The organism is Bradyrhizobium sp. USDA 4449 (assembly GCF_054056275.1).
This window is the reverse complement of sequence record NZ_JBSRYD010000001.1, coordinates 1,830,990-1,856,331: the sequence shown is the minus strand read 5'-3', so window position 1 is coordinate 1,856,331 and position 25,342 is coordinate 1,830,990. Positions and strand designations below refer to the sequence as shown.

At 65.0% G+C, this 25,342-nt stretch carries 25 protein-coding genes and 2 tRNA genes; 19 read left to right on the top strand and 8 right to left on the bottom strand.

Annotated features, from left to right (window positions below; genetic code table 11):
* Positions 1–32 precede the first annotated feature (32 nt).
* The 3 genes from ACVIIW_RS08835 to ACVIIW_RS08825 all read left to right on the top strand — a co-directional run bounded on the left by ACVIIW_RS08835 (position 33) and on the right by ACVIIW_RS08825 (position 2,526).
* A complete protein-coding gene (locus ACVIIW_RS08835) occupies positions 33–1,787 on the top strand; it encodes a heme biosynthesis HemY N-terminal domain-containing protein (RefSeq protein WP_456700385.1) in 1,755 nt (584 codons plus the stop codon).
* A 100-nt stretch (positions 1,788–1,887) separates the two neighbouring features.
* A tRNA-Thr gene (locus ACVIIW_RS08830) sits at positions 1,888–1,963 on the top strand.
* 188 nt (positions 1,964–2,151) lie between these two features.
* Positions 2,152–2,526 carry a hypothetical protein gene (locus ACVIIW_RS08825; protein WP_456700384.1) on the top strand — a complete coding sequence of 125 codons (375 nt, stop codon included), beginning with the start codon at positions 2,152–2,154 and terminating at the stop codon, positions 2,524–2,526.
* 74 nt (positions 2,527–2,600) lie between these two features.
* On the opposite strand, the gene ACVIIW_RS08820 is transcribed toward ACVIIW_RS08825, so the two are convergent.
* Positions 2,601–3,668, bottom strand: a complete 1,068-nt coding sequence (locus tag ACVIIW_RS08820; protein WP_456700383.1) for a polysaccharide deacetylase family protein — start codon at positions 3,666–3,668, stop codon at positions 2,601–2,603.
* Positions 3,669–3,923: 255 nt separating this feature from the next.
* Here ACVIIW_RS08820 and ACVIIW_RS08815 point away from each other — a divergent pair, with 255 nt between their 5' ends.
* Together ACVIIW_RS08815 and ACVIIW_RS08810 are read left to right on the top strand one after the other, a co-directional pair.
* Positions 3,924–4,232 carry a hypothetical protein gene (locus ACVIIW_RS08815; RefSeq protein WP_456700382.1) on the top strand — a complete coding sequence of 103 codons (309 nt, stop codon included), beginning with the start codon at positions 3,924–3,926 and terminating at the stop codon, positions 4,230–4,232.
* A gap of 178 nt (positions 4,233–4,410) precedes the next feature.
* Complete coding sequence (locus ACVIIW_RS08810; protein WP_456700381.1) at positions 4,411–4,626, top strand: hypothetical protein; 216 nt, start codon at positions 4,411–4,413, stop codon at positions 4,624–4,626.
* Positions 4,627–4,645: 19 nt separating this feature from the next.
* Here ACVIIW_RS08810 and ACVIIW_RS08805 read toward each other — a convergent pair whose 3' ends face one another.
* Positions 4,646–6,334, bottom strand: a complete 1,689-nt coding sequence (locus ACVIIW_RS08805; protein ID WP_456700380.1) for an MFS transporter — start codon at positions 6,332–6,334, stop codon at positions 4,646–4,648.
* 137 nt (positions 6,335–6,471) lie between these two features.
* Between ACVIIW_RS08805 and ACVIIW_RS08800 the strand changes: the two genes are divergently transcribed.
* From ACVIIW_RS08800 to ACVIIW_RS08770, 7 genes are all read left to right on the top strand, one after another.
* Positions 6,472–7,842, top strand: coding sequence for a hydrolase (locus ACVIIW_RS08800; RefSeq protein WP_456700379.1), 1,371 nt, complete (start codon positions 6,472–6,474; stop codon positions 7,840–7,842).
* A gap of 50 nt (positions 7,843–7,892) precedes the next feature.
* Entirely contained in the window at positions 7,893–9,260 is a 1,368-nt protein-coding gene (locus tag ACVIIW_RS08795; RefSeq protein ID WP_456700378.1) for a cytochrome P450, read from the top strand.
* A gap of 45 nt (positions 9,261–9,305) precedes the next feature.
* Complete coding sequence (locus ACVIIW_RS08790) at positions 9,306–10,715, top strand: DUF5939 domain-containing protein (protein ID WP_456700377.1); 1,410 nt, start codon at positions 9,306–9,308, stop codon at positions 10,713–10,715.
* Positions 10,716–10,876: 161 nt separating this feature from the next.
* A complete protein-coding gene (locus ACVIIW_RS08785) occupies positions 10,877–11,365 on the top strand; it encodes a tellurite resistance TerB family protein (protein ID WP_456700376.1) in 489 nt (162 codons plus the stop codon).
* A gap of 231 nt (positions 11,366–11,596) precedes the next feature.
* On the top strand, positions 11,597–12,376 hold the full coding sequence (locus ACVIIW_RS08780; RefSeq protein WP_456700375.1) for an SDR family NAD(P)-dependent oxidoreductase: 780 nt from the start codon (positions 11,597–11,599) through the stop codon (positions 12,374–12,376).
* A gap of 125 nt (positions 12,377–12,501) precedes the next feature.
* Positions 12,502–13,296 (top strand): glutamine amidotransferase, encoded by a 795-nt coding sequence (locus ACVIIW_RS08775; RefSeq protein WP_456700374.1) that lies wholly within the window; start codon positions 12,502–12,504, stop codon positions 13,294–13,296.
* A gap of 99 nt (positions 13,297–13,395) precedes the next feature.
* Positions 13,396–14,208 (top strand): enoyl-CoA hydratase, encoded by an 813-nt coding sequence (locus tag ACVIIW_RS08770; RefSeq protein ID WP_456700373.1) that lies wholly within the window; start codon positions 13,396–13,398, stop codon positions 14,206–14,208.
* 101 nt (positions 14,209–14,309) lie between these two features.
* Here ACVIIW_RS08770 and ACVIIW_RS08765 read toward each other — a convergent pair.
* Positions 14,310–14,385: transfer RNA gene (locus ACVIIW_RS08765), tRNA-Ala, on the bottom strand.
* 187 nt (positions 14,386–14,572) lie between these two features.
* Here ACVIIW_RS08765 and ACVIIW_RS08760 point away from each other — a divergent pair.
* Genes ACVIIW_RS08760 through folD form a run of 3 tightly spaced genes read left to right on the top strand, consistent with a single transcriptional unit; the run spans position 14,573 to position 16,106 of the window.
* Positions 14,573–14,863 (top strand): YggT family protein, encoded by a 291-nt coding sequence (locus ACVIIW_RS08760; protein ID WP_092232626.1) that lies wholly within the window; start codon positions 14,573–14,575, stop codon positions 14,861–14,863.
* A gap of 21 nt (positions 14,864–14,884) precedes the next feature.
* Positions 14,885–15,220, top strand: coding sequence for a DUF167 domain-containing protein (locus tag ACVIIW_RS08755; protein WP_456700372.1), 336 nt, complete (start codon positions 14,885–14,887; stop codon positions 15,218–15,220).
* Position 15,221: 1 nt separating this feature from the next.
* Positions 15,222–16,106, top strand: coding sequence for a bifunctional methylenetetrahydrofolate dehydrogenase/methenyltetrahydrofolate cyclohydrolase FolD (gene folD / locus ACVIIW_RS08750; RefSeq protein ID WP_456700371.1), 885 nt, complete (start codon positions 15,222–15,224; stop codon positions 16,104–16,106).
* Positions 16,107–16,238: 132 nt separating this feature from the next.
* Here folD and ppa read toward each other — a convergent pair whose 3' ends face one another.
* Together ppa and ACVIIW_RS08740 are read right to left on the bottom strand one after the other, a co-directional pair.
* Positions 16,239–16,778, bottom strand: coding sequence for an inorganic diphosphatase (gene ppa, locus ACVIIW_RS08745; protein WP_456700370.1), 540 nt, complete (start codon positions 16,776–16,778; stop codon positions 16,239–16,241).
* A 194-nt stretch (positions 16,779–16,972) separates the two neighbouring features.
* Positions 16,973–17,482 carry an N-acetyltransferase family protein gene (locus ACVIIW_RS08740; protein ID WP_456700369.1) on the bottom strand — a complete coding sequence of 170 codons (510 nt, stop codon included), beginning with the start codon at positions 17,480–17,482 and terminating at the stop codon, positions 16,973–16,975.
* Positions 17,483–17,748: 266 nt separating this feature from the next.
* Here ACVIIW_RS08740 and ACVIIW_RS08735 point away from each other — a divergent pair, with 266 nt between their 5' ends.
* Genes ACVIIW_RS08735 through ACVIIW_RS08720 form a run of 4 tightly spaced genes read left to right on the top strand, consistent with a single transcriptional unit; the run spans position 17,749 to position 20,908 of the window.
* Positions 17,749–18,648: a dienelactone hydrolase family protein gene (locus ACVIIW_RS08735; RefSeq protein ID WP_456700368.1), complete on the top strand. Its 900-nt coding sequence runs from the start codon at positions 17,749–17,751 to the stop codon at positions 18,646–18,648.
* Complete coding sequence (locus tag ACVIIW_RS08730) at positions 18,645–19,112, top strand: DUF2269 family protein (protein ID WP_456700367.1); 468 nt, start codon at positions 18,645–18,647, stop codon at positions 19,110–19,112. Before ACVIIW_RS08735 ends, ACVIIW_RS08730 begins: the two co-directional genes overlap by 4 nt.
* An 8-nt stretch (positions 19,113–19,120) precedes the next feature.
* A complete protein-coding gene (locus ACVIIW_RS08725) occupies positions 19,121–20,440 on the top strand; it encodes an SDR family oxidoreductase (RefSeq protein ID WP_456700366.1) in 1,320 nt (439 codons plus the stop codon).
* 60 nt (positions 20,441–20,500) lie between these two features.
* Positions 20,501–20,908, top strand: a complete 408-nt coding sequence (locus ACVIIW_RS08720; protein ID WP_456700365.1) for a thiol-disulfide oxidoreductase DCC family protein — start codon at positions 20,501–20,503, stop codon at positions 20,906–20,908.
* Between the two features lie 107 nt (positions 20,909–21,015).
* On the opposite strand, the gene ACVIIW_RS08715 is transcribed toward ACVIIW_RS08720, so the two are convergent.
* From ACVIIW_RS08715 to ACVIIW_RS08705, 3 genes are all read right to left on the bottom strand, one after another.
* A complete protein-coding gene (locus ACVIIW_RS08715; protein WP_456700364.1) occupies positions 21,016–22,260 on the bottom strand; it encodes a flavin monoamine oxidase family protein in 1,245 nt (414 codons plus the stop codon).
* Positions 22,261–22,422: 162 nt separating this feature from the next.
* A complete protein-coding gene (typA, locus tag ACVIIW_RS08710) occupies positions 22,423–24,249 on the bottom strand; it encodes a translational GTPase TypA (RefSeq protein ID WP_092232650.1) in 1,827 nt (608 codons plus the stop codon).
* Between the two features lie 285 nt (positions 24,250–24,534).
* On the bottom strand, positions 24,535–25,311 hold the full coding sequence (locus tag ACVIIW_RS08705; RefSeq protein WP_456700363.1) for a Crp/Fnr family transcriptional regulator: 777 nt from the start codon (positions 25,309–25,311) through the stop codon (positions 24,535–24,537).
* Positions 25,312–25,342 lie beyond the last annotated feature (31 nt).

Here is a 25,342-nt window from a genome sequence, read left to right as displayed (position 1 = left end):
TCGCGCAACAATCCGCGCGTATAGGGATAGCCATGCTTCGCATCGTCCTCTTCCTCGTCCTGATTGCGCTCGCGGGCGCCGGCGCGGCCTGGGTTGCCGATCAGCCCGGCAATGTCGTGATGACCTGGGGCGCTTATCGGGCCTCGCCGAGCATTCCGGTGTTCGTGCTCTGCCTCGGCATCTTTGCCGTCTTGATTGTCCTGCTCTGGAGCATCGTGACCGCGATCTGGCGCATGCCCGGTCGGATCCGCCGCCGCCGGCACGAAAAGCGCCGCGCGCGCGGCCGCCACGCCATCACGCATGGCTTGCTTGCGATCGGCCACGGCGATACCGCCCTTGCCCGCCGTCACGCCGAAGCGGCGCGGCGCCATGCCCCGGATGATCCGCTCGCGCTTCTCTTGCACGCGCAATCGGCTCAGCTCGGCGGCAATCGCGACGAGGCGCAGCGCGCCTTCCGCGCCATGGCCGAGCGCGAGGACACGCGGCTGCTCGGCCTGCGCGGCCTCTTCATCGAGGCGCAGCGCGCCGACGATGCGGTCGGCGCGGTGATGATCGCGGAGGAAGCGATCAAGCTGTCGCCATCCTCGACCTGGGCCTCGCATGCGGTGCTTGGCTTCCGCTGCGCGCGCGGCGATTGGAGCGGCGCGCTCGCGATCCTGGATTCGAATCTGTCCGCAGGCCTGATCGACAAGCAAGCCTATCGCCGCCAGCGCGGCGTGCTGCTGACGGCGCGCGCGCTGGAATTGGAGACCATGGACCGCGACGTGGCGCGCGAGAGCGTGATGGAAGCCGTCAAGCTCGCGCCGACCTTGGTGCCGGCCGCAGTGCTGGCGGCGAAATTCGAGAGCGAAGCGCATCAGGTGCGTCGCGCCATGAAGCTGGTCGAAGCCGCCTGGCTCGCCAATCCGCATCCCGATCTGGCCGACGCCTACGCGCATGTGAAGCTCGGCGATTCTGCGCGGCAGCGCCTGCAGCGGATCGAGACGCTCGCGGCGAAAACGGGCGCCGACAAGCCCGGCCATGTCGAGGGACAGCTGGCGATTGCACGCGCCGCGATCGATGCCTCCGAATTCGCGCGCGCGCGCGAAGTGCTGGCGCCCTACGTCAACGACCCGACCCAGCGCGTGGCGCTGCTGATGGCCGAGCTCGAGCGCAGCGAGCACGGCGACGGCGGACGCGCCCGCGCCTGGACGTTGCGCGCGGTGCGTGCCCGGCACGATCCCGCCTGGACCGCCGACGGCTATGTCAGCGATCGCTGGCGTCCGGTCTCCCCGGTCACGGGGCGGCTCGATGCCTTCCAGTGGCAGACGCCGGTTGCGAGCCTGCCCTCGGACAAGGGCGCGACCATCGAATCCTCGGCCTTCGAGGAAGCCATGCTGGCCGCTCCGCCGCCCAAGCGGGTGACGGTGGCGAATGAGGTGCCCGCGGAACCGGCCGCAATCGCGCCGGCTGCGACCCCTCCTGCTCCGGCCCCTGCTCCGGCCGCGCAAGACAACGCGCCCCCGGCCGCCAAGGAAGAACCGGTGATAACGCCAGCGGAGGCGGTCGAGCCGGCCTCGGAAGCCGCCGAATCAACGCCGGTGGCGGCGACCCCGGTGTTCCGGACCCGTGCCGACCTCGGCCAGCCGGCGCAGGCACCGGTCCAGGCCGTCATGCCGATCGTCCGTGCGCCCGATGATCCCGGGATCGACGACGACGGCCCAAGCGATGAATTTACGGAGCAAATCGGTACCCCAAAGGCCCAGGCCGGCGGCTGGCGCGGATTCTGGTCCCGCTGGGGCGCGTGAGTCCCATTTCGCCTGCCGCTTGTCCTTGCCAATTCGGGCCATGCCCGATATCAGGAACGCGCGTATCGGGGCCGGCCCTATCCGGGCCCCGGCAGGGTTCGCCGCAATAGCTCAGTCGGTAGAGCACGTCATTCGTAATGACGGGGTCGGGGGTTCGAATCCCTCTTGCGGCACCAGCACCCCCCTTTGTCCGGCCCGTGTCCGACCGTCACAAGCGGGTTGTTCTCCCTGAAGCCCGCGTCCACGCTTGTGTCACTGCGATACGCTGGTGAAATCGGCGAGGGCAGCGTCCGTGATCTCTATCACATAACCTCCCGCAGCGCGCCCCTACTGTCCCTGTCACGCCAACACGGGGAGATTTCACATGCGCAAGATCATTCTGGTGGCGGTCATGGTTCTGGTCTCTGCGTCTGCCCAGGCAGGCGGCCAGCGCAGCCTCTCGCTGGCTGCGACGAACGAAGTGGCTCCGGCACCGCAAGCGGCCGCGCCGACGGTCGCCGCCACGCAGGTCAGTGAAGTTGCGCCAGCGGCTGCGGCGCCGGCCTATGTCGATCGTCCGCCGGCGGTTTCGACCACCGCTCCAGTTGCTGCGGCCGCAACAACCACGCCGGCGTCGGTGCCGGTTGCGACTCCGCCTGCACCGAAGACGACTGCGAAGGCGGACAGGCCCAGGCACAAGCAAGTCTGGACCGAAGGCCGCATCATCAGCGAGCTGCACCGGCACGGCATCTATTGGTAAGCAGACGGTTCTGCTCTTCAAACAAAAATGGCCGGGCTGAGCCCGGCCATTTCGTGTCTTGCAATCTGTCGTGCTCAGCGCTGGGAGACCGTCTGCACCACGCTCGAGACCGGGCGCACGTTGGCCGCACTGCTCGACGTCGGCACCTTCATCTCCTTGAGCACCGCCTCGTCGTACTCGGGCAGCGATTCGAACGTGGTCTTCGCCTTCACCTGCACGACCTTGTAGCCACCGGCCTTGAGGCGCGCGAGCAGCGTCGGCAGCGCTTCGCCGGTGCGCTTCTGGAAGTCGTGCATCAGGATGATGCCCTTGCCGAGCTTGTCGAGCTTGGTCATCACGTTGCTGATGATCTTGTCCGGCGTGCTCTCCTTGCGGAAATCGAAGGAGTCGAGGTCGGTCGAGAAGATCCCGATGTTGCGGCTGCCGAGATAGCTCACGAGGGCCGGGCTCTGAGAAAGCTGCGGAAAGCGGAAGAACGGCGATGGATTGGTGCCGAGCGCCCATTTCACGGCGCTGAAGCCTTTCTCGATCTCGTCCTTGGCCTGCTGCTCCGTCATCTTCTTGCCGGCGAGATTGAGGTGCGACCATGTGTGCGTGCCCACGGTGTGGCCCTGGGCCAGAACCTGGCGCAGGATTTCCGGATGCCAGCTGGCGTGCTTGCCGACCGAGAAGAACAGGCCCTTGGTGCATTCGTCGGCCAGTGCCTTCAGCACGGCCGGCGTGTTGTGCGGCCACGGGCTGTCGTCGAAGGTCAGCACGACCTCCTTGTCGGCGAGGAAATCAAACTGCTTGTACTGCTCGAAGCCGAAGCCCGGACCGCCGGTCGTGTCGATCTCGACCACGCGCGAGACGCCGAGCGCATTCGGATTGGTGCAGGTCGTATCCTGGACCGGTGCCACCGCCGGTGCAGGCGCAGGAGCCGCCGCGGCGGCAGCAGCGGCGGGCTTGGCGGCGATCGCCGCGGTGGTCTCGACGTCGTCCTTGGCGGCAAGCCTGGCCGGCGCGGGCAGCGGATCTGCGGCGCGGGCGGCCGTTGTCTTGGGGGCGCCCTGGTCGGCGCGCGAGGAATAAAAATACCAACCTCCGGCGATCACGATCGCCGCAACCACACTGGCCAGCATCAGGCCCAACGCATTACGCATCGCTACTCTTTCCAAATACGCAACCAAACCAGCGGATTTTCCCGCGCCCGAGCCATTAATGCGAAGGAACAGTTAACGTGACACCAACGCGACGGCGGTTGCGGAGGGATTTTAAGCAGGTGCGCCAAAGTGACTGAGGTCACAAAGGGCGGCCCGCGCGTGACTGACATCACAGTGGAAAGGATTTTCCGGGAGCATGGTCATTCCCATCAACAACGGGTCCCGCCTTTCGCGGGTCGCCAATGGGAGCCTCACATGACGACGTCGTTTTCTGGGAAGTCCCTGACTGCAAGGATCCGCGACACCAGCCTGGCTCTGGGCATTGCCGCGATCGTCTCGATCGTCTCGACAACTTCGAGCTTCGCCTTCTCGGCCGAAGCGCAGCAGATGTGCACGGGCGACGCCTTCCGCCTGTGCTCGTCGGAAATCCCGGACATCCCGAAGATCACCGCGTGCATGATCAAGCATCGCTCGGACCTGAGCACCGGTTGCCGCGCGGTGATGGACAAGGACCTCGCCAAGGGCGCCTCACGCAAGGTCGCTGACGCCCAGGACCGGCAATGAAGCACCGCCGATAAGAGCACGGACAAAAAGCCCGCTTCGCGAAGCTCCCGCGCGATGTGCCCCGGCTTGATGCCGAGGCCATCGGCCGGCGCCGGCAAGCCATCAACAAAGCCGTTGCGGGTCAGGGATCGTCGCACTAGCTTCGCCGGCACATTTTTCGGCTACGAGGCATTACGCGATGACCAGATTTCTTTTCATCATTCCTTTGCTCCTTTGCGCATCGAGCGCGTCCGCGCAGCAGCAGACCGGCCACGACGCATGCGCGCGTGATGTCACGCGCTTCTGCCGTGCCGTGATGAACAATGGCGATAGCGCCGTGCTGGCCTGCCTGAAGGAGCACCGTGCGCGCCTCGGCAAGGCCTGCGACAAGATGCTGACGGATCACGGGCAGTAGCAGGGCTGCGCAACAAACCTTACGTGCTGCTGCCCGCGGCGGTCGCGACCACGGGCAGCACTTCGCTTGCAGCCCGGTCCGGCGTCTCTTCCTTCCAGCGCACCGATCCGAACGGCCGCTCGAGCATGCGGCGGATCCGCACCGGCTCGATGCCGATATGGAGATCGTTCGCACGCTGATAGAGCGCGCGTTCGGATTGGGTCGCGCGGTTGCGCTGACGCAAATAGTCGAGCCAGGTCGGGCAATGATAGCGTTCGGTCCACAATTCCGGATCGGCGATGTCGCGCGCGATCGACCAGCCATAGGCGCCGTTGCGCTGCCGGGAGAGCTGCACGTCCTGCATGATGTTATGGAAGGCGCGCGCGTTCTCCTGGGCGACCCGATATTCGATCTCGACCACCAGCGGTCCGCTACGTGCGGTGAGCGAGAGCTTGACCTCAGGGTCGGCCAACACGCCCGCGTCTTCGTTGCGAGCGCCGACGCGCGGCATCGTCAGCCAGATCCCGAGCACCGGCGAGATCAGCATCAGGCTCGCCGCAGTCAGGAGCGCGACCTCGACGCCGGCATAGTCGGTGAGGTGACCCCAGCCCCACGCGCCGATCGCGATGCCGCCGGAGATCGAGGCCTGGAACGCCGCGAGCGAGCGTCCCGCGACCCACCGCGGCGCCGAGAGCTGCACGCCGATGTTGAACAGCGCCACTGCGGCCATCCAGACCGCTCCCGCCAGCACCAGCGCGGCCGCAGTGAGCACCGGCTCGGTGCTCAGGGCGATTGCGGCCATCGCAAACGCCATCGAGATCGTGCAGGCGCGGATCGCAGCCTCGCCGCTCATGCGCTTGCGCAGCTCGTGAATGTTGAGCGCGCCGACCACCGCGCCCATCCCGAACGCGCCCAGCATGATGCCGTAGGTCTGTGCCCCGCCGTGCAAGAGATCGCGCGCGACCAGCGGCATCAGCGCCATGATCGCGCCGCCGATCAGGCCCATCACCAGCGTTCGCAGCAGCACGATCTTGATCGGCGGCGAATTGGTGATGTAGCGGAAGCCCGAAACCATGGCGCGGTTGAGTTTCTCCCGCGGCAGCCGCGAGGGCTCGACCACCCGCCGCCACAGCAGCAGCACGACGAGCAGCGGCAGATAGAGAACCGCGTTGCAGGCGAACGCCGCCACCGCGCCCGCCGCGGCAACGATCACGCCGCCGACCGCAGGACCGAAGCTGCGCGCGATGTTGTAGCTGATGCCGTTCAGTGCCACCGCCGATGGCAGGGCGTCCTGCGGCACCTGCTCGCTGACCGAGGACTGCCAGGCGGGGCCGAACAAGGCGTTGCCGCTGCCGACCACGAAGCAGAAGGCCAGCAACGATTCCGGGGCGATCAGCTTGAGCCCGGCCAGGATCGTCAGGGCGGACGCGCCGGTGAGCGCGATCATGAGCGCGATCAGGGTCACGATGCGGCGGTCGTACATGTCGGCGATGGCGCCGGCCGGCATTGAGATCAGCATGATCGGCAGCATCAGGGCAGTCTGAACCAGCGCCACCTTGTCGGCGGAGGCCGCCATCTGCGTCATCGCCCAGGCCGCGCCCACGCCCTGGATCAGGAGGCCGAGATTGGAGAGCAGGCTGGCGAGCCAGATGCGCCGGAATATGGTGTACCGCAGGGGGGCTGTGATGCCGTCGGCGGAACGATTCTGACGGTTCGTCTGCTCGGTCATATACCCTTCCAAGTCCTCTGGCAGAAATGGTTTCAAGGATTCCGGCGAGCTCAGTGATGCCTGCGAAAGTCCTTCGCTGTCCAGTGGTTAGGCCGCTATAAGCGGTGCAAAGACATGGTTTTGGCGGGGAGGAACACATGAAGCTGTCACGACGGACAATCCTGCAAGGTGTGGGGAGTTTGCCTTTCGCGGTTGCGAGCATCCGGACGGAGGCGCTGGCGCAAACGAGGGCGGCGAACCAGGGCGCCGAGACGCCGCCGATCCTGTTCGTCCACGGCAATGGCGATTACGACGCGCTCTGGATGACGACGCTGTGGCGGATGGAATCCAACGGCATCGCACATGACCGTATGATGGCGATCAATTTCATCAATCCCACGGCGCGCGCTGACGACACCGTCGAGCAGGCCAACCGTTCCTCGACCGAGGATCAGCGCCGCGAGCTTGCTGCCGCCATCGCGGAGTTGAAGCGCCGCACCGGAGCGGCGCGCGTGGCGCTGGTCGGTAATTCGCGCGGCGGCAATTCCATCCGCAACGTCATCAAGAACGGCGGCGCCGGCGATGTCAGCCACGCAATCCTGTGCGGCACGCCCAATCACGGCGTGTTTGCGCTCGACGATCTCCTCGGCAGCGAATTCAACGGGCGCGGCGCCTTCCTGCGCGGCTTGAATGCGGGCGACAGCGAGGTGACGCCGGGCGTCCCTTTCCTCACGCTGCGCAGCGACGGCATGGACAAATATGCGCAGCCCGACGGCCGCTTCATGGGCAAGCCCGGCGTGCCGACCAACGTCACCGCCGAGGGGCCGGAGCTGAAAGGCGCGACCAATCTCGTGCTCGGCACCATCGACCATCGCGAAACCGCGTATCACCCGCGGGCGTTCCGTGAGATCTACAAGTTCATCGCCGGCCGTGAGCCTACGCGCATCGCGATCACGCCGGAGCGGACCGTTCGCCTCGGCGGATTGGTCACGGGCATGGTGGATAGCGTGCCGACCAATCGTCCGGTGGCCGGCGCGGTGGTGGAGATCTATCATGTCGACGGCGAGAGCGCGGAACGCAGGGGCGATGCGGCGTACCGCATCACGACGGGCGCCGAGGGCCGCTGGGGGCCGGCCGAGGTCGATCCCACCTCGCCGCTCGAGATCGTGCTCACCTCGCCCGGCGCCCCGATCACGCATTTCTATCGCTCGCCCTTCCCGCGCTCCTCCGACGTCGTGCATCTGCGCGCCGCGCGCTCGTTCCTTCCGGCGGACAAGGATGCCGGCGCCGTCGTGATCATGTCGCGCCCGCGCGGCTATTTCGGCCTGCCGCGCGATATCGTTCTGTTCGACGGCCATGAGCCCGCCGACGTCCATCCGGGCGTGCCCACGGATGCGACAGCGACCCTGCGCCTTCCGGCGAGCGAGGTCGGGCGTAACGTTGTGGCCCAGTTCAACGAAGAACGAATTGTCGCGCGCGCCTGGCCTGCCTCGGAGAACAGGATTGCGATTGCCGAGCTGACTTACTAGCTATCTGCCTGCGCAAGCCTTTACGGCGACGACATCTGCGGGAGCGAGCCATGACCATCGCCAGTGTGCGTCGGCCCATCATTCCCCCGACACCGCCGCGCGCGCCGGACAATTTGTCGTTCTTCGGCCGCGTCGCGGTGATCAGGCAGAACATGATCGCGACCTGGGGGCAGCGCGCCTACGAGGAAGAGATCATCCAGGGTCGCTTCTTGCTGCACAAGAGCTTCATCCTGAACCAGCCGGACGCGATCCGGCATGTTCTGATGAGCAATTACGAAAACTATGCGCGGACACCGGCGGGCATCCGCATGCTGCGTCCCGTGCTCGGCCAAGGCCTCCTGCTTGCCGAGGGCCACGGCTGGGCGCATCAGCGCCGCACGCTCGCGCCCGCCTTCACGCCGCGTGCGACCGCCAACCTCGTTCCGCACATGACGGCCGTGCTCGACGAAACGATCGGGAAGCTGGATGCGCGCACGAACGAGCCGGTCGATCTGCGCGAGGTCATGCAGCGCATGACGCTGGAGATCGCCGGCCGCACGATGTTCTCGTTCGGCATGGACCGGCACGGCCCGACCCTGCGCAATTTCGTGATGGAATATGGCGAGCGGCTCGGGCGCGCCTATTTCCTCGACATGGTACTGCCGGTCTCCTGGCCGACGCCGATGGATCGGGCGCGCGCCCGCTTCCGCACGCGCTGGACCGAGTTCGTCGCGATGCTGATCGCCGAACGGCGCGCGGCGGGCAAGAAGGACGGAGCGCCGCCGCGCGATCTGTTCGATCTGATGGACGAGTCGCGCGATCCTGAAACGGGCAAGGGATTTTCGGACGAGCAACTCGTCGACGAGGTCGCGACCATGATCCTGGCGGGTCATGAAACGACCGCGACCGCCCTGTTCTGGGCGCTCTATCTGCTTGCGCTCGATCCTGACACGCAGGAGGAAGTTGCCTCCGAGACACGCGGCGAGCATCTCGACAGCATGGCTGATATCGACCGGCAGAAATTTACCCGCGCCACGGTCGATGAAACCATGCGGCTCTATCCGCCGGCCTTCCTGATCGCCCGGGCCGCGCGCGGCAAGGACAATGTGGCCGGCGCTGAGGTCAGCAAGGGCGATATCATCATGATCGCGCCCTGGCTGTTGCACCGGCACGAGAGGCTGTGGGATCAGCCGAACGCCTTCATTCCCAAGCGCTTCATGACGAAAGAGCAGCCGGACCGCTTCGCCTATCTGCCGTTCGGTGCGGGCCCGCGCGTCTGCATCGGCGCGCCGTTCGCGCAGGCCGAGTCCGTGCTGGCGCTGGCGCGGTTGATCGGCACGTTCCGCGTCGAGCTGGCGGACGCGACGCCGGTCATTCCCTATGGCGTGGTCACGACCCAGCCGGACCACTCACCCATGTTCCGTATCACGCGTCGGTGACAGGCTCTCGCGGTTGAAATGTTCCACCCCAGATAGAGTTACGCCATGAGCGATATCCAGGCCCAGTTTTCCGTTCTGAAGCAGACCGCCGACGCGAAGGTTGTCGATGCGATCGCGCGTCTCATCGAAGACGGCGACGATCACGAGCTGAACCGGGTCAATGTCCTCGATTTCGCCAGGCAGCATGACGTCGACGAAGAGCGCGCGATCTCCGCCTTCCTGCATTCGGCGCGGCTGGGATTGTTCGATCTCGGCTGGAATGTGCTGTGTCCCGGCTGTGGCGGCGTACTTGGCGCCCATACGACGTTGAAGGCGCTGAAGCCGGACGATTATCACTGCGCGCTCTGCGCCTGCGGCTACAAGGCTTCCGTCGACGATCAGGTCGAGGTCTCCTTCACCGTGAATCCACGCGTGCGCCGCATTGCCGCGCACGACCCCGACACCCTTCCCGTGTGGGAGTATTTCAAGCAGGTGTTCTGGAGTTCGGGTGTCGACTTCAATAAGGAATCCTTTGCGACACTGGCCAACGAGGTGATGCTCGATACGATGGAGCTGCAAGCCGGCGAGAAGGCGACCATGTCGCTGCAACTGCCGAGCGACTTCATCATCATCTTCGAGCCGGTGACACACGCCGCTCATTTCATCGACGTTCAGGGCGAGCCGACCAAGGACCGTCAGCAACTCGCGATCATGTACAACAAGGTGCAGGCGCCGACGGGGACGACGACGATGCGGCCGGGGCCGCTGCGGCTGTCGCTGGAGAACCAGGCCGGCGTCCGCGTGCTGCCGTCGGTCTTCATTGCGGCCGATGCGCTCCATCACCTGATCGGCCAGCGCAAGCCGTTCCTTACCGCAAAGCGCATGCTGTCGAACCAGACGTTTCGCGATGTGTTCAAGGCAGACAATCTCAGCCTCGACCAGCGGCTGCAGATCACCTCGCTGACCTTCCTGTTCACCGATCTCAAGGGCTCGACGGCGCTCTACGAGCGCGTTGGCGACCTCGCCGCCTTCGATCTCGTGCGGGCGCATTTCCACGCGCTGCTCGAGATCATCTCGTCGGAAAAGGGTGCGGTGGTGAAGACGATCGGCGATGCCGTGATGGCGACCTTTGTGCGTCCCGAGCATGCAATCGTTGCGGGTTTGCGCATGCGCGCCGCGATGGACAAGCTCAACAAGCAGCGCGGCACTGATGACCTCATCGTCAAGATCGGTATCCACGAGGGACCCTGCCTGGCGGTGATGCTCAACGAGCGGCAGGATTATTTCGGCCAGACCGTCAACATCGCGGCGCGCGTGCAGAGCCTATCGACCGCGCAGGAGATCCACATCACCGGTCCGGTGCTGGATGCGCCGGCGGTTGCCGAGATCCTTCATCGGCGTGAGATCAAGCCGATCCAGAAGCAGGCGGCGCTCCGCGGCATCGCCGACAAGATGGTGGTGTACGAGATACCGTGAGGGCCCGTGCGCAACTGCGCACCAGGCCGGGACGAGAGCAGATTGCCGAAACGTAATGCAGCGCGCGGGACTGGCGCTTGTTGCGCCGCTTGAGTTCCTCGCTCATATAGGGCTGGTAGCCGCCGCGCTCCTCGCGGCGCCATCGATTTCGGTAGGATCTCATGCTTGACGGCCTGCGCCAATTCATCGAGGACATTGTTGCTCCCCATGCCCAGGACCGTGCCTTTGGAGACAGCGATTACCGGCTGGCGGCGACCGCGCTTCTGATCCATGTGGTCTCGCTGGACGGCCAGCCGACGCAGGCCGAGCAGCGCAAGCTGCACGGCCTCATCGAAAGCCATTTCAAGCTCGATCGTGGCACGGCCGACCGGCTGATCGCGGACGCGACGGAGGTCGAGGGCGAGGCGGTCGATCTCTATCACTTTACCAGCGTCATCATGCGCTCGCTCGACGAAGAGGGCCGCAAGCGGATCGTCGAGATGATGTGGGAGCTGGTCTATGCCGACGGCCAGGTGACCGAGTTCGAGGACAACGTGGTCTGGCGCGCCTCCGACCTGCTCGGGATTTCCCAGCGTGACCGGATCGATCTCAAGCACGCGGTCGCGAACCGCGCCGGCGGTCAGATCAAGGATAGCGCTCTCGGCGGCTGAGCGATCGGCAACGCGCCGATTGCCGATTGTATCGACGACATGACGAAACTTTAATGTAGCCGTCGAAATCTCCCGGCGCCGGATTCCCTGCTAAATCCGCGGTTTTTCTCACTTTCCCCGTTACTCCGCTCTGGCGGCCATGCTGCCGGCGCCGCTTGCTTGTCGCGCATGGCTTATGCTCCAGTTCCCCCATTACGGGGCCAAAAATCTTCAATTCAAGAGACAGCGATCGTGACTGAGCGGGTAACGTTGATCACCGGCGCTTCGGCGGGCATCGGTACGGAGCTGGCGCGTGTGTTTGCCGCAAACGGGCACCGGCTTGCGCTGACGGCGCGACGTGCCGACCGGCTCGAGGCGCTGGCGAACGAACTCGCCTCTACGTGCGGCAAAAAGCCCATCGTGATCGCCTGCGATCTCCAGCAAGCCGATGCCGGCGAACGGATCGCAGCCGCGCTCGCTGCCGAGGACGTCGAACTCGATCATCTCGTCAACAATGCCGGCTTCGGCGTGTTCGGCGACGCCGTCGAGCGGGACCGCGACGAACAGGTCGGCATTGTCGATGTCAACGTGCGTGCACTGACCGATCTGTCGCTGCGCTTTGCCGATCAACTGATCAGGAACAGGGGCGGCCTTCTCAATGTAGGCTCCGTCGCGGGCTTCCTGCCGGGTCCCGGGATGGCCGTGTACTACGCGTCCAAGGCCTATGTGATTTCGCTCACTGAGGCTTTGCGGGCGGAGCTCGCGCCGCGCGGCGTCCGCGTCACCGTGCTTTGCCCGGGTCCGGTGCCGACCGAATTCCAGGCGCGCGCCGGCGTCGGCTCCGGGCATGATACGGCCCTGCTCAATGTGTCGGCAGCCGCGGTTGCACGCGATGCCTATCGTGGCCTGATGGCGAACAAGCGGGCAGTGCTGCCGGGTCTCGGCATCAAGATCGTGCCATTCGCGCTGCGCTTCTTCCCGCGCGGCTTCATCCTCTCGGCCACCAGCAGATTCCAGAGGCAGCGGCACTGAAGATCGCCAAATCCCGGGAATGGCCCGGAGTTTGCTTTGGTCCTGCGGTGTGTGTGCAAACTCACACGATGTTAACCACCGCTTAGCTATGCTGATGGCTTGAACCGCTCGCACTCGCAAAGGCCATGTCGTTCCGCACGAACAGGTTTGGTGGCGCAGATGTGGTGCCCTTCTCCGGAAGGACGCCGAGCGCGGCCGCCTCCGAACGCCGGCTGCCGGTTCTGATCATCCTGCACCAGGAATCCTCGACACCAGGCCGCGTCGGCAATGCGCTCCGCGCGCTCGGCCATCGCCTCGACATCCGCAGGCCGCGCTTTGGAGACGCCCTGCCCGACACGCTCGACCAGCACGCCGGTGCCGTCGTCTTCGGCGGCCCGATGAGCGCAAATGATCCCGATGAGTACGTCCGCCGCGAGATCGACTGGATCGAAATTCCGCTCCGCGAGCAGCGGCCGTTCCTCGGCATCTGCCTGGGCGCGCAGATGCTGGCGATGCAGCTCGGGGCCCGCGTCGCGCCGCATCCGCAGGCGCTGACCCAGATCGGTTACTACCCGATCCGTCCGACGACGGCGGGACACGCGCTCTGCCCGGATTGGCCCGCGCAGGTCTATCACTGGCATCGCGAAGGCTTTGAGCTGCCTGAAGGCGCCGAACTGCTGGCGGAAGGCGATGACTTTCCCAACCAGGCGTTTCGATCAGGCAATGCCTTCGGCGTGCAGTTTCATCCTGATGTGACCTACGCCATGATGCATCGCTGGACCACGCGCGGCTATGACGGGCTCAGCGCGCCCGGCGCGCGCGAACGGCATCATCATTTCGCGGACCGTGCGGTCCATGACGCCGCGGAACGTGCCTGGCTCGATCATTTCATCGACAGCTGGTTGGCGCGCCGGCCGGTGCTGGCGCAAGCCGCCGAGTAACCCGCGCCTTTGCTCAGGTGCCTGCTCCATCCCTGACTGTGCTAGGCTCGCGGCCAACGAGCGCGCGCGAACGCGTGCCGGCAGCAAAGGGAGAGCGTCATGGCCTATGAGCATATTCTCTATGAGGTGAGGGACAAGATCGCGACCATCACGCTCAATCGGCCTGATCGGATGAACGCGTGGACGCCTGTCATGGAACGCGACGTGCGCCATGCCATGGAAGCCTCGAGCGCCGATGACAATGTCCGCGTCATCGTGCTGACAGGCGCAGGTCGCGCCTTTTGCGCCGGCGCCGACATGGACGCGCTGAAAGGGCTTGATCCAAACGACGTCGGGCGCGCCTCCAACCTGCCACCCTTCGACATGAATCGCCGTCCGGACTGGCAGACGCGCTACGGTTTCTATCCGTCGATCGGAAAACCCGTCATCGCAATGCTCAACGGCGCCACTGCCGGCATCGGCCTCGTGCATGCGCTGTATTGCGACCTGCGCTTTGCCGCCGACAACACCGTGTTCACCACAGCCTTTGCACGGCGCGGCCTTATCGCCGAACACGGCATGAGCTGGATGCTGCCGCGCATCGTCGGTCATGCCAATGCGATGGACCTGCTGCTCTCGGCGCGTCGTGTTTCGAGCGACGAGGCGTTGCGGATCGGGCTGGTGAACCGGCTCTGCTCGCCCGACAAGCTGCGCGAGGAGACCTATGCCTACGCCCGCGACCTCGCTGATTTCGTCTCGCCGAGCGCGATGGCCGTGATCAAGCGGCAGCTCTACGAGGTGCCGTTCCAGACGCTGGCGGAGGCGACGATCGAGGCCAACAGGGAGATGATGGTGGCGCTGAACGGCAGCGATTTCCGGGAGGGCGTCGCAAGCTTCATGGAGAAGCGGCCGCCAAGGTTTACGGGGAGGTAGGGGGCAACAGTCCGTCTACGCCCTACGGGCTTCGCCGGACACCATGCTTCACCCTTCGGGCTTCTCGCGGCTGCGCCACGCTTAGCCCGAAGGGCGAAGCGTGGTGGAGCCAGGCGGGATCGAACCGCCGACCTCGTCATTGCGAACGACGCGCTCTCCCAGCTGAGCTATGGCCCCTTTGCTGGCCGCTCTGGTAAACGCGGCCGACAACCGGGCGCCATTTAAGTCCCCGCCAAGGTCAAGTCAAGGACGGGTGTAAGGGGGTTTTACCCACCCGGACACCGACTTCCCTTGTTTGGGCCGGGGGGAACCGGTATCTAGCGGTGATCACCGCCACGACACAGGCCCAGAGAGTGTTTCGCTGATGCGCCCGATAGTCTTCATTCTGATCCAGATCATCAATCTCTACATCTATCTGCTGATCGCATCTGCAATCCTGTCCTGGTTGATCGCGTTCAACGTCGTGAATACCCGCAACCAGTTTGTCGGGGCGATCGCGGAGTTTCTCTATCGGATCACCGAGCCGGTCCTCGGACCCATCAGGCGCAGGCTGCCCAGCATGGGCGGGCTCGACATGTCTCCGATCGTCGCCTTCTTCGTGCTGTGGTTGATCCAGCTCTACCTCGCCGAGTACGTCTATCCGAACGTGCCGTAGGCCCGGAACCGTGGCCGAGCCTTGAGCGGACCTTGGCGAGTCTCCTCCGCGGGCATCAGCATCGCGCTGCGGGTGACGCCGCGCGGCGGACGTGACAGCATCGACGGGATCGAGCGGCTGTCCGACGGTCGCAGCGTGCTAAAGGTGCGCGTGCGTGCCATTGCCGATGCCGGCGAGGCCAATCGCGCGGTGCTGGCGCTGCTGGCGAAATCGCTCGGCGTGCCCAAGGCCAGCGTCAGTCTCCTGTCCGGGACGACGTCGCGGCTGAAGCAGGTCGCCGTCGCGGGTGATCCGGCCGGACTTACCGAAGCATTGCGCAAGCTCGCGCCGGTCAAATCGACAGACGAGGGGAACTGACATGACGGCCAGGATCATCGACGGAAAAGTCATCGCGGCGGACCTTCGTGCCCGCGTCGCCGACGAGGTCGCCCGCGTCAAGCGCGAGCACAATCTGGTGCCTGGCCTCGCCGTGGTCCTGGTCGGCCAAGATCCCGCCAGCGAGGTCTATGTCCGCTCCAAGCATACGCAGACCCAGGCGGCCGGCATGGCGTCGTTCGAGCACAAGCTGCCCGCGGATGTCTCGCAGGCCGATCTGCTGGCGCTCGTTGCCAAGCTCAACCGCGATCCTGCGGTGCACGGCATTCTCGTGCAACTGCCGCTGCCCAAGGGGCTGAATACCGAGGCCGTGATCAATGCCATCGATCCTGCCAAGGACGTCGACGGCCTGCATCCGAACAATGCCGGCCGGCTCGCCGGCGGCTTCCAGGCGCTGTCCCCATGCACGCCGCTGGGCTGCATCATCCTGACCAAGAACGTGCACCCCTCGCTCGAAGGCATGAACGCCGTCGTCATCGGCCGCTCCAACCTGGTCGGCCGTCCGCTGGTGCAATTGCTGCTGAACGAGAACGCCACGGTGACGATCGCCCATTCGCGCTCGCGCGACCTGCCGGGGATCGTGAGGCAGGCCGACCTCATCTACGCCGCTGTCGGCAGGCCGGAGATGGTGCGCGGCGACTGGCTGAAGCCGGGCGCGACCGTGATCGACATCGGCATCAATCGCATCCCGAAGGAGGACGGCAAGACCCGTCTCGTCGGCGATGTCGCCTATCAGGAAGCACTCGGCGTTGCCGGTGCGGTCACGCCGGTGCCTGGAGGCGTCGGCCAGATGACGGTCGCCTGCCTGCTCGTGAACACGCTGCGCGCGGCGTGTGCGATCGCCGGTCTGCCGAAGCCCGCGGTGTAGCGCCGCGCTGGTGTCCCGGACGCGGCGCGGCACGAAATGAAACGACGCTGAGCCGGCACCCCTGGCCGCGCTGTATTGGGCCCCGGCTCAGCAGCGCAGCGTTTCCGCTGCGCTGCATCAGGGGCATCAACCTCACACCTTCTTCTTTTTCTTCTCGCGCTCGATGCCTTCGAGGATCAGCTTCTGCGCTTCCTCGGGGCCACCCCAGCGCGTGATCTTCACCCATTTGCCCTTCTCGAGATCCTTGTAGTGCTCGAAGAAGTGCTGGATCTGCTGCAGCGTGATGTCGGGGAGGTCGGAATACGACTTCACCTTGTCGTAGCGCTGCGTCAGCTTCGACGACGGCACCGCCAGAATCTTCTCGTCGCCGCCCGCTTCGTCTTCCATGAACAGCACGCCGACCGGGCGCACGCTCATGACGGCGCCGGGGATGATGGCGCGGGTGTTGACGATCAGCACGTCGCAGGGATCGCCGTCGTCCGACAGCGTGTGCGGGATGAAGCCGTAATTACCGGGGTAACGCATCGGCGTATAGAGGAAGCGGTCGACCACCAGCGTGCCGGCCTCCTTGTCCATCTCATACTTGATCGGTTCGCCACCCACGGGGACTTCGATGATGACGTTGACGTCCTCAGGAACGTTTTTTCCGATTGAGACCGCATCGATACGCATTGGAAAGGCTCCGTTATTGCCGACGTTAAATCTCGCCCGGCAGCGATTTTCGGCGCTGTCATACGCGGGCTTGGCCCGCTGATCCATCGTGTTTTCATGAAATAATGAATCCGGCGATCATCGGCGCAGAAGGCTGATGGTATCGACGGATGGGCCCCGCTGCCGGTTAAGGTTTCAGCGGCTCAGGAGAAATCTTAGTTGGTCCAGGCGAAGGCGACCTTGTCGAGCGCCTTCGGCCCGAACCGCTCCGAGGAGCGCGCCACCATGCGACCGCCAAGCGCCCGGTAGAACTCGGTCGCCGGATCATTGTCCGAGAGCGCCCACACGACCATGCTCTTCAGATTGCTCTGCATGAGGTCGCGGCGGGCCGCCGTGAACAGGCGGCGGCCGAAACCGAGGCCCTGAAACTCGGGGCGCAGGTAGAGCTCGTAGATCTCGCCGTCGAAGTGCAGGCTGCGGGCGCGGTTGCGGCCGTAATTGGCGTAGCCTGCGATCTTGTCGCCGAACACGAGCACGCTGACGCGGCTGCCCTTGCGGATCGCGCTGTCCCACCACTGTGGACCGCGACGATTGATCAGCTTCTCCAGCTCGGCGCCGGGAATGATGCCCTGATAGGCGGAACGCCAGGCTTCGTCATGGGTGGACGCCACCGCAGCTGCATCGGCAGCTTTCGCCGGCCGGACCTCGATCAGGGTTGTGCTCATGGAGGGGATCAAACCAAGTCGCCGCGCCGGCGGCAAGTCCTATCGTTAATTATCGGTTAACCTGTGGACTTTCTGCATCAGTATTTTGACCATGCTGTACCGAAAAAAGACAAGACGTCTTTTCGAACAGCGCCGGGTCGCCATGTGCCGGTGCAAAACTCCGCGGCCGCAACCAATGAAGCATGATTGCAATGCAGAAATTCCGCCCGGAGTGATTCGTTCGGATTAATCTGGCCCGCGTCATCGGTGTTCGCTCTCGGCAATTCATGCGGTTCTTCAAGTCTCTTACCCCTCTGCTTGTGCTGGCCTTGCTGACGGCGCCGCCTCTGCGCGCTCAGGTCGCGTTCGGCGCATCGGGGGCAGAGGGCGAGCCGCTTCGTCGCCAGGAATGGCGCGTGCCGTCACCGGAAGCCGACATCGCTGCGCGTGCGCTGCTGTTTCGCCCCCTTGGTCGTGGTCCGTTCCGGCTCGCGGTGATCGCTCATGCCTCGACGCAGAACGTGCTGCGTCGTGCGCAAATGCCGCAGCCGGAATACCGCGCGCTCGCAGCGTTTCTCGTCGCGCGCGGCTTTGCCGTGCTGGTGCCGGAGCGCCTCGGCCATGGTGCGACCGGTGGCCGATATGTCGAGGACCAGGGCGGCTGCGACGAGGCGGACTACGCGCGCGCGGGCCGCGCCACCGCAGAGGAAATTTCGCTCGCGCTGGATTATCTGCAAAAGCAGGATTTCATTCGCAAGGACGCCGCTATCGTGCTCGGCCATTCCGCCGGTGGATGGGGTGCACTGGCGCTTGCGAATGCCGATCCGAAAGCGATCTCGGCGATCGCGGTGTTTGCGCCCGGGCGCGGTGGTCACGCCAATGACGAGCCGAACAAGGTCTGCGCGCCGCATACGCTTCTCGCCGCCGCTGCCGAGTTCGGCAAGTCGGCGCGCATTCCCGTCACCTCGCTGGTTGCAGCCAATGACAGCTATTTTGCGCCAGCCTTTTCGAAGGCCCTGGCGGATGCATTTCGCAGCGGCGGCGGCAAGGACGATTTTCATATGCTGCCGGCCGCCGGCAGCGAGGGGCATTGGATGATCGAGACCGAGGCGGGCGTCGAGGCTGCAAGCAGCCAACTGACGCGTGCGCTGAACCTGCCAAGGCCTGTGGCGACCAGAACGCCATGACGCTGTATTTCCTGGTCAAATATCTGCACGTGCTCGGCGCCATCGTCATCCTCGGCACCGGGACCGGTATCGCCTTCTTCATGCTGATGGCCCATCGCACTGATAACCCGGACTTCATCGCCCGCACGGCGTCGCTGGTCGTGATTGCGGATGCGATCTTCACGCTGTCGGCGGTGATCCTGCAGCCGGTCACGGGCGGGTTGCTGATGATGCTCTCATCCACGTCGATCGCGGAACGCTGGATCGTCGTCTCACTCGCGCTTTACGCGATCGCGGGCCTGTTTTGGATTCCCGTCGTCTTCATGCAGATCGAGATGCGCGATCTCGCGCGCAAGGCCGCAGATCAGCGCACCGCGCTGCCCGCGCGCTACTCCGTCCTGTTCCGTCGCTGGTTCGCGTTCGGCTTCCCCGGCTTCGGCGCGACGATGGCGATCCTCTGGCTCATGATCGCAAAACCGTCTTGAAAGATGTCATGAGCTCTCGAACCATCTTGGTGCTCGGCGCCTCGGGTCTGATCGGCCGCTATGTCATTGACGATTTGCGCGAGCGCGGCCTTCGCGTGGTTGGTCTCGCACGCAGCCTGTCACCGGCACAGAGAATGAGCGCGCTCGATATCGAGTTGCCGATCCTGTCGCTCGACGCGGCCGCCCTGACCGCCTTGCTGAAGGAGCATGCGGTTGATCTCGTCGTGAACTGCCTCGGGGTGCTCCAGGATGGTCCCGGGAGCGACACCAGCGCCGTTCATCGCGATTTTGTCGCACGGCTGCTTCAAGCCATCGCCGTGAGCGGCCGCGCGATCAGGCTGGTGCACATCTCGATTCCCGGAACAGCCGAAACCGATCGCAGCGCGTTCGCCACCACCAAGCGCGAGGCCGAGCGGCTGATCGCGGCTTCGGGCTTTGCTCACGCGATCCTGCGGCCCGGCTTCGTCGTCGCACCGTCAGCCTATGGCGGCAGCGCCATGCTGCGCGCGCTCGCCGCCTTCCCGTTCGACTTGCCGGACAAGGAGATGGCGACACCATTCCAGCCTGTCGCGGTCGAGGATATTTCGGCGACCATCGCCTGGCTCGCCGCGCGCGACATCGACGATGCGTCCATGAAAGCGGTCAGCTGGGATCTGATGCAATCCGAGCCGATCACCATGGCCGGCGTCGTCAAGCAGTTTCGCCACGCGTTCGGCACAGCCGGTTGGCCGCGCATCGCGATGCCGGCTCTCATGCTCGATCTCGGTGCCGGGATCGGCGATCTCGCAAACACTCTCGGCTGGATGCCGCCGATGCGCTCTACGGCGATCGCCGAGTTGCGCCGCGGTGTCACCGGTGATCCCTCGGCGTGGATCGCCGCGTCAGGCATCACGCCGAAGACGCTCGCAGAAACGATCGGGCGCCATCCCGCCACCATTCAGGACAAATGGTTCGCGCGGCTGTTCCTGGTCAAGGCATTGATCTTCGCGAGCCTGGTCGCGTTCTGGCTCGTCTCCGGCGTCATCGCGCTGTTCGTGTCCTACCGTGCCGCCACCGGCATCCTGGCTACGCACGGCTTTCCGGCGCCGCTGGTCGATCCCATCACGACAAGTGCCAGCCTGATCGACATGAGCATCGGCGTGCTGATCGCCTTCCGCCGCACCGCTGCAATCGGCCTGATTGCGGGCATCGTCGCCTCACTCGGCTATATGTGCGGCGCGGCGATCCTGACGCCGGATCTCTGGATCGAGCCGCTCGGCGCGCTGGTGAAGACAGGACCGGCGATCGTGCTGATGCTGATGGCGCTTCTGATGCTGGATAATCGATAGCGCTTTCGAGCCAAGTGGATACCGTTTCGCGTGAAGAATACGCGCCAAAAAGAGGATCTGATGCCAAAATGGCCTGATGACGACGTCATCCTGTTCGACGGCGTCTGCATCTTCTGCTCGCGCTGGGTGCGCTTCGTCGCACAGCGCGACACGGCGAAGCAGTTTCGCTTCACGCCGATCCAGTCGGATTATGGGGCGAGGCTCGCGCGCACGTTCGGCATCGACCCCGATGACCCCGACACCAATGCCGTCGTCCATGACGGCGAGGCGTTCATGAAGTCCGATGCAGCGCTGACGGTGCTGTCGCTGCTTCCCGGCTGGGGTTGGGCGCGCGCTCTGTTGGCCGTGCCGAAGCCGCTGCGCGACCCCGTCTACGGCCTCATCGCGCGCAACCGCTATCGCATCTTCGGCAAGTATGATGCGTGCTTCGTGCCGGATGCCGATTTGCGCGCGCGTGTGATCGAGTAGTGGTGCCTTCCTGTTCTTGCGAGGAGCGAAGCGACGAAGCAATCCAGGCTGTTACCGCCTGCCAGTCTGGGATTGCTTCGCTGCGCTCGCAATGACGGAGTGGGTGGTCATGGCTTGCCGACAATCGCCAGCACTTCCTCCGCCGCCCGTTCTCCGCTGTCCCGCGCCCCATGGGCCGTCGTGAAGAAATTCGGCGACGTCGCTTCACCCGCAAAGAACAATCGCCCATCGACCGGCGCAGCCAGCACCGCGCGGTCCCCCGCACGTCCCGGCAGCGCGTGCGAGTAGGACCCTCGCGCAAACGGGTCATGGCCCCAGCGCGACTCATATAGCGGCTTCAGCTTGCTGCGGATCTCGTTGCCGAGGAAGCCTGCGATCTCGTCGATGCTGTGCGCGGCGATGGCGCCTTCGCCTGCATCTTCGAGCTGGCGAGCAAAGCTGCCGCCGAAAAAACCTTCGATGCAGGGTTGGCCGAACGGGCGGATGTGATAGGTGCCCATTCCGGTGCGCATGGTGGCGCCGCGTAGATTGCCTTCTTTCGGGAAGGCCTCGGCGCCGTCGAGCGCGAGTGTCACCTTGTCGTCGAGGCCGAGCGGCAGGCCGGCGGCGGCATCGACCTTGGCGGGAATCGGCGGCGAGAAGCGGATCGCTTCCTCGGCGATGAGGTTGGTCGGCACGGTGACGATCACCTTGTCGGCGGTGAGCCTGCCCAGGGATGTCTCAAGGCGGACGTGCTTGCCGGAATGGTCGATCAGCGCGACATTGCAGTTCAGCGCGACCGGGCCGGGCGCGCCATAGGCGGCGATCAGCGCGCCATAGCCGCGGCGGACGCGCCAGTTGAGCTCGCTGTCCTCATAGGCGTCCCAGTCGAGCGTCGACATGTCCTCGAGTTCGCAGCCGTTGATGTAGGTCGAGATCGCGTCGATCATCGGATTCCAGCGATTGCCGGGTTCGAGGCTGCGGCTCGCGGGCTCGTCCTTGCCCTTTTGCGCGGACTGCCACAGTCGCTCGTAGAACGCGTCCATCGCGCGCATGAAATCGTCGCGGAGCTCCTGCGGAAACGCATTGCCATAGGCGCGCTCGCGCCAGGGCGGCAGGTCCTTGTTGAGCTCGAAGCCGAGTTTTCGCGCGATCGCGACGAAGGAGTTCCTGTCCGCTGAATGAAGCCAGCCGCAGCCGACGTCGAAGGTGACCTCAGGCGAGGCCTGCACGGTCCAGGCGCGGCCGCCGAGGCGGTTGCGCGCCTCCAGTACGATCACGGACAGCCCGGAGCCTTCCAGCGCATGTGCCGCGCCGAGGCCGGCTGCACCGGCGCCGATGATTGCGACGTCAACGGAGGAAGGCAAGGACATGGGTGGGCTCTAGCACGTTCGCTGAGGCGCCACCACAAAACGAGATGTCATCACCCGCGAAAGCGGGTGATCCAGTATTGCAGAGACGGTTGTGAAGTACAGAGAGGCCGCGGCGTACTGGATTCCCCGCCTGCGCGGGGAATGACGGTGATGACCCGGCTTTTACGCCACCGCTTCCTTGGCCTTTTCGGCGCGCTTGCGCTCGTTCGGGTCGAGGTGCTTCTTGCGCAGGCGGATCGACTTCGGGGTGACCTCGACGAGCTCGTCGTCCTCGATATAGGCGAGCGCCTTTTCCAGCGTCATGCGGATCGGCGGGGTCAGGCGCACGGCTTCGTCCTTCGAGGTCGTGCGGATGTTGGTGAGCTGCTTGCCCTTGAGCACGTTGATCTCGAGATCGTTGTCGCGGGTGTGCTCGCCGACGATCATGCCCTTGTAGACCTTCCAGCCCGGCTCGATCATCATCGGGCCGCGGTCTTCCAGCTTGAACATGGCGTATGCCACCGCTTCGCCCTGGTCGTTGGAGATCAGCACGCCATTGCGGCGGCCCTGGATCTCGCCCTTGTAGGGGGCATAGCCGTGGAACAGGCGGTTCATGATCGCGGTGCCGCGGGTATCGGTCAGCAGTTCGCCCTGGTAGCCGATCAGGCCGCGGGTCGGCGAGTAGAACACCAGCCGCTGGCGGTTGCCGCCCGAGGGCTTCATCTCGATCAACTCGGACTTGCGCTCGCTCATCTTCTGCACGACGACGCCGGAATGCTCCTCGTCGACGTCGATCACGACCTCCTCGATCGGCTCCATGGTGGCGCCGGTCGCTTCGTCCTTCTGGTAGACGACGCGCGGGCGCGACACCGAGAGCTCGAAGCCCTCGCGACGCATGGTCTCGATCAGGATCGCGAGCTGCAATTCGCCGCGGCCGGACACTTCCATCGCATCCTTGTCGGCGGCCTCGACCACGCGCAATGCGACGTTGCCTTCGGCTTCGCGCAGCAGACGGTCGCGGATCATGCGGCTCGTCACCTTGTCGCCTTCGGTGCCGGCGAGCGGGGAGTTGTTGACGATGAACGACATCGACACGGTCGGCGGATCGATCGGCTGCGCGGGCAGCGGCACCTCGACGGTCGGATCGCAGAAGGTGTCGGCGACAGTGCCTTTGGTGAGGCCCGCAATCGCGACGATGTCGCCGGCTTCGGCTTCGTCGAGCGGCGTGCGCTCGAGGCCGCGGAACGCCAGGATCTTGGTGATGCGCCCGGTCTCGACCAGCTTGCCGTCGGCATGCAGCACCTTGACCTGCTGGTTCGGCTTGAGCACGCCTGACGAGATGCGGCCGGTGATGATGCGGCCGAGATAGGGGTTGGCCTCCAGGATGGTGCCGATCATGCGGAACGGACCTTCCTCGACCTTCGGCGGGGCGACGTGGCGCAGCACCAGGTCGAACAGCGGCTCCATGCCCTTGTCCTGCGGACCCTCGGGGCTCTCGGCCATCCAGCCCTGCTTGGCCGACCCATACAGGATCGGGAAATCGAGCTGCTCCTCGCTGGCGTCGAGCGCCGCGAACAGGTCGAACACCTCGTTGATGACTTCGGTCGGACGCGCGTCCGGGCGGTCGACCTTGTTGATGACGACGATCGGCTTGAGGCCGACCTTGAGCGCCTTGGAGACCACGAATTTGGTCTGCGGCAACGGACCTTCGGCCGCGTCGACCAGCACCAGGGCGCCATCCACCATGTTCAGGATGCGCTCGACCTCGCCGCCGAAATCGGCGTGGCCGGGCGTGTCGACGATGTTGATGCGGGTGTCCTTCCACTGCACCGAGGCCGCCTTGGCCAGAATGGTGATGCCGCGCTCACGCTCCAGATCGTTGGAGTCCATCGCGCGATCCGTCACCTTCTGGTTCTCGCGGAACGTACCGGACTGTTGGAGGAGCTTGTCGACGAGGGTCGTCTTGCCATGGTCGACGTGGGCGATGATGGCGACGTTACGGAGGTTCATGAGTGAGCTTCTTTGCGGTCGGACAATGGGTTAAGCGCGATCTCGCCGGTCAAGCCGGGACCTCTTCACGGACAACGCTGAAACGTGGAAAACGGGGCCTATTACACCCAAAAAGGAAGCCCGGCCAGATCGACCGGGCACTCCATACGTTTGCGGCGCAATATAAGCAAAAACCGCCAAAAAACAATGCGTTCTTTCGGGATTGGTTGATTGAATTTTGCCCGGGAATTCCCGGGTCTTAAGGACGGTTTGGGCCCTGAACCGGCCGCGGCGGGTGCCCGGACGTCAGCCCTGCGCCGGACTGCTGTTCGCCTCCTCGCTCGGATAGACCCCCCGCAGCACCTCCTCGAAATGCAGCTTCACGGCGTCGTTGCACAGGCAGGCGCGCAGGCGCAGGCCGTCATGATTGCGGACCAGGATCGAGCCGCGCCTGGTGTCGAGCACGCCTTCGGCCTTGAACGATTGCAGCACGCGGCTGGCATAGCTGCGCCCGACCCCGAGCAAGGTGGCGAGCTGCTCATGCGTCAGTGGCACGCTGCTTTCGTCGCCGGTCCGCTCCATCGCCGCGATGATCCATTTGGCCGTGCGCTGCTCGATCGAGTGGATCGCGTTGCAGGCGGTCGACTGGAAAATCTGCGCCAGCATGCAGTCGGCGTACCGGGCGAAGATATTGCGCAGTGACGGCGAGCGCGCCTTGGCCGCCTCCAGTTTGCCGACGTGAATGTGCGCAAATGGCCCGCCGAACTTGACGCAGATGCGGGTATAGGCCGGCAGAAATCCTTCGCTGACGATGCCGCCGACGGCGCCTTCGCGGCCGACCAGAATGGTCTCGACGTCGCGCCCGTCTTCGTTCGGGACCAGGAACGTCGCGAGCGACGGCCCGCAGGGAAAGTGCACGACCTGGACATCGTCGCCGGGGCTGTAGAGCAGATGGTTCGCGCCGGCCTCGTCAACGGTGACATAGGAAGCGATCAGCGCATAATCGGCCGGGCTCAGCCGCCGCAGAAGATTGTTGGCGGGGCGGCTCTCGACCTCGCTTGCCTTGCTGATACGCGCATCCATCGTGAACTCCCGTCCTCCTCCTCACAGTAGC

Coding starts and splice junctions, on each gene's coding strand:
- ACVIIW_RS08835 (WP_456700385.1), top strand. CDS start 33: ATGCTTCGCATCGTCCTCTTCCTCGTCCTGATTGCGCTCGCGGGCGCC.
- ACVIIW_RS08825 (WP_456700384.1), top strand. CDS start 2,152: ATGCGCAAGATCATTCTGGTGGCGGTCATGGTTCTGGTCTCTGCGTCT.
- ACVIIW_RS08820 (WP_456700383.1), bottom strand. CDS start 3,668: ATGCGTAATGCGTTGGGCCTGATGCTGGCCAGTGTGGTTGCGGCGATC.
- ACVIIW_RS08815 (WP_456700382.1), top strand. CDS start 3,924: ATGACGACGTCGTTTTCTGGGAAGTCCCTGACTGCAAGGATCCGCGAC.
- ACVIIW_RS08810 (WP_456700381.1), top strand. CDS start 4,411: ATGACCAGATTTCTTTTCATCATTCCTTTGCTCCTTTGCGCATCGAGC.
- ACVIIW_RS08805 (WP_456700380.1), bottom strand. CDS start 6,334: ATGACCGAGCAGACGAACCGTCAGAATCGTTCCGCCGACGGCATCACA.
- ACVIIW_RS08800 (WP_456700379.1), top strand. CDS start 6,472: ATGAAGCTGTCACGACGGACAATCCTGCAAGGTGTGGGGAGTTTGCCT.
- ACVIIW_RS08795 (WP_456700378.1), top strand. CDS start 7,893: ATGACCATCGCCAGTGTGCGTCGGCCCATCATTCCCCCGACACCGCCG.
- ACVIIW_RS08790 (WP_456700377.1), top strand. CDS start 9,306: ATGAGCGATATCCAGGCCCAGTTTTCCGTTCTGAAGCAGACCGCCGAC.
- ACVIIW_RS08785 (WP_456700376.1), top strand. CDS start 10,877: ATGCTTGACGGCCTGCGCCAATTCATCGAGGACATTGTTGCTCCCCAT.
- ACVIIW_RS08775 (WP_456700374.1), top strand. CDS start 12,502: ATGTCGTTCCGCACGAACAGGTTTGGTGGCGCAGATGTGGTGCCCTTC.
- ACVIIW_RS08770 (WP_456700373.1), top strand. CDS start 13,396: ATGGCCTATGAGCATATTCTCTATGAGGTGAGGGACAAGATCGCGACC.
- ACVIIW_RS08760 (WP_092232626.1), top strand. CDS start 14,573: ATGCGCCCGATAGTCTTCATTCTGATCCAGATCATCAATCTCTACATC.
- folD (WP_456700371.1), top strand. CDS start 15,222: ATGACGGCCAGGATCATCGACGGAAAAGTCATCGCGGCGGACCTTCGT.
- ppa (WP_456700370.1), bottom strand. CDS start 16,778: ATGCGTATCGATGCGGTCTCAATCGGAAAAAACGTTCCTGAGGACGTC.
- ACVIIW_RS08740 (WP_456700369.1), bottom strand. CDS start 17,482: ATGAGCACAACCCTGATCGAGGTCCGGCCGGCGAAAGCTGCCGATGCA.
- ACVIIW_RS08735 (WP_456700368.1), top strand. CDS start 17,749: ATGCGGTTCTTCAAGTCTCTTACCCCTCTGCTTGTGCTGGCCTTGCTG.
- ACVIIW_RS08730 (WP_456700367.1), top strand. CDS start 18,645: ATGACGCTGTATTTCCTGGTCAAATATCTGCACGTGCTCGGCGCCATC.
- ACVIIW_RS08725 (WP_456700366.1), top strand. CDS start 19,121: ATGAGCTCTCGAACCATCTTGGTGCTCGGCGCCTCGGGTCTGATCGGC.
- ACVIIW_RS08720 (WP_456700365.1), top strand. CDS start 20,501: ATGCCAAAATGGCCTGATGACGACGTCATCCTGTTCGACGGCGTCTGC.
- ACVIIW_RS08715 (WP_456700364.1), bottom strand. CDS start 22,260: ATGTCCTTGCCTTCCTCCGTTGACGTCGCAATCATCGGCGCCGGTGCA.
- typA (WP_092232650.1), bottom strand. CDS start 24,249: ATGAACCTCCGTAACGTCGCCATCATCGCCCACGTCGACCATGGCAAG.
- ACVIIW_RS08705 (WP_456700363.1), bottom strand. CDS start 25,311: ATGGATGCGCGTATCAGCAAGGCAAGCGAGGTCGAGAGCCGCCCCGCC.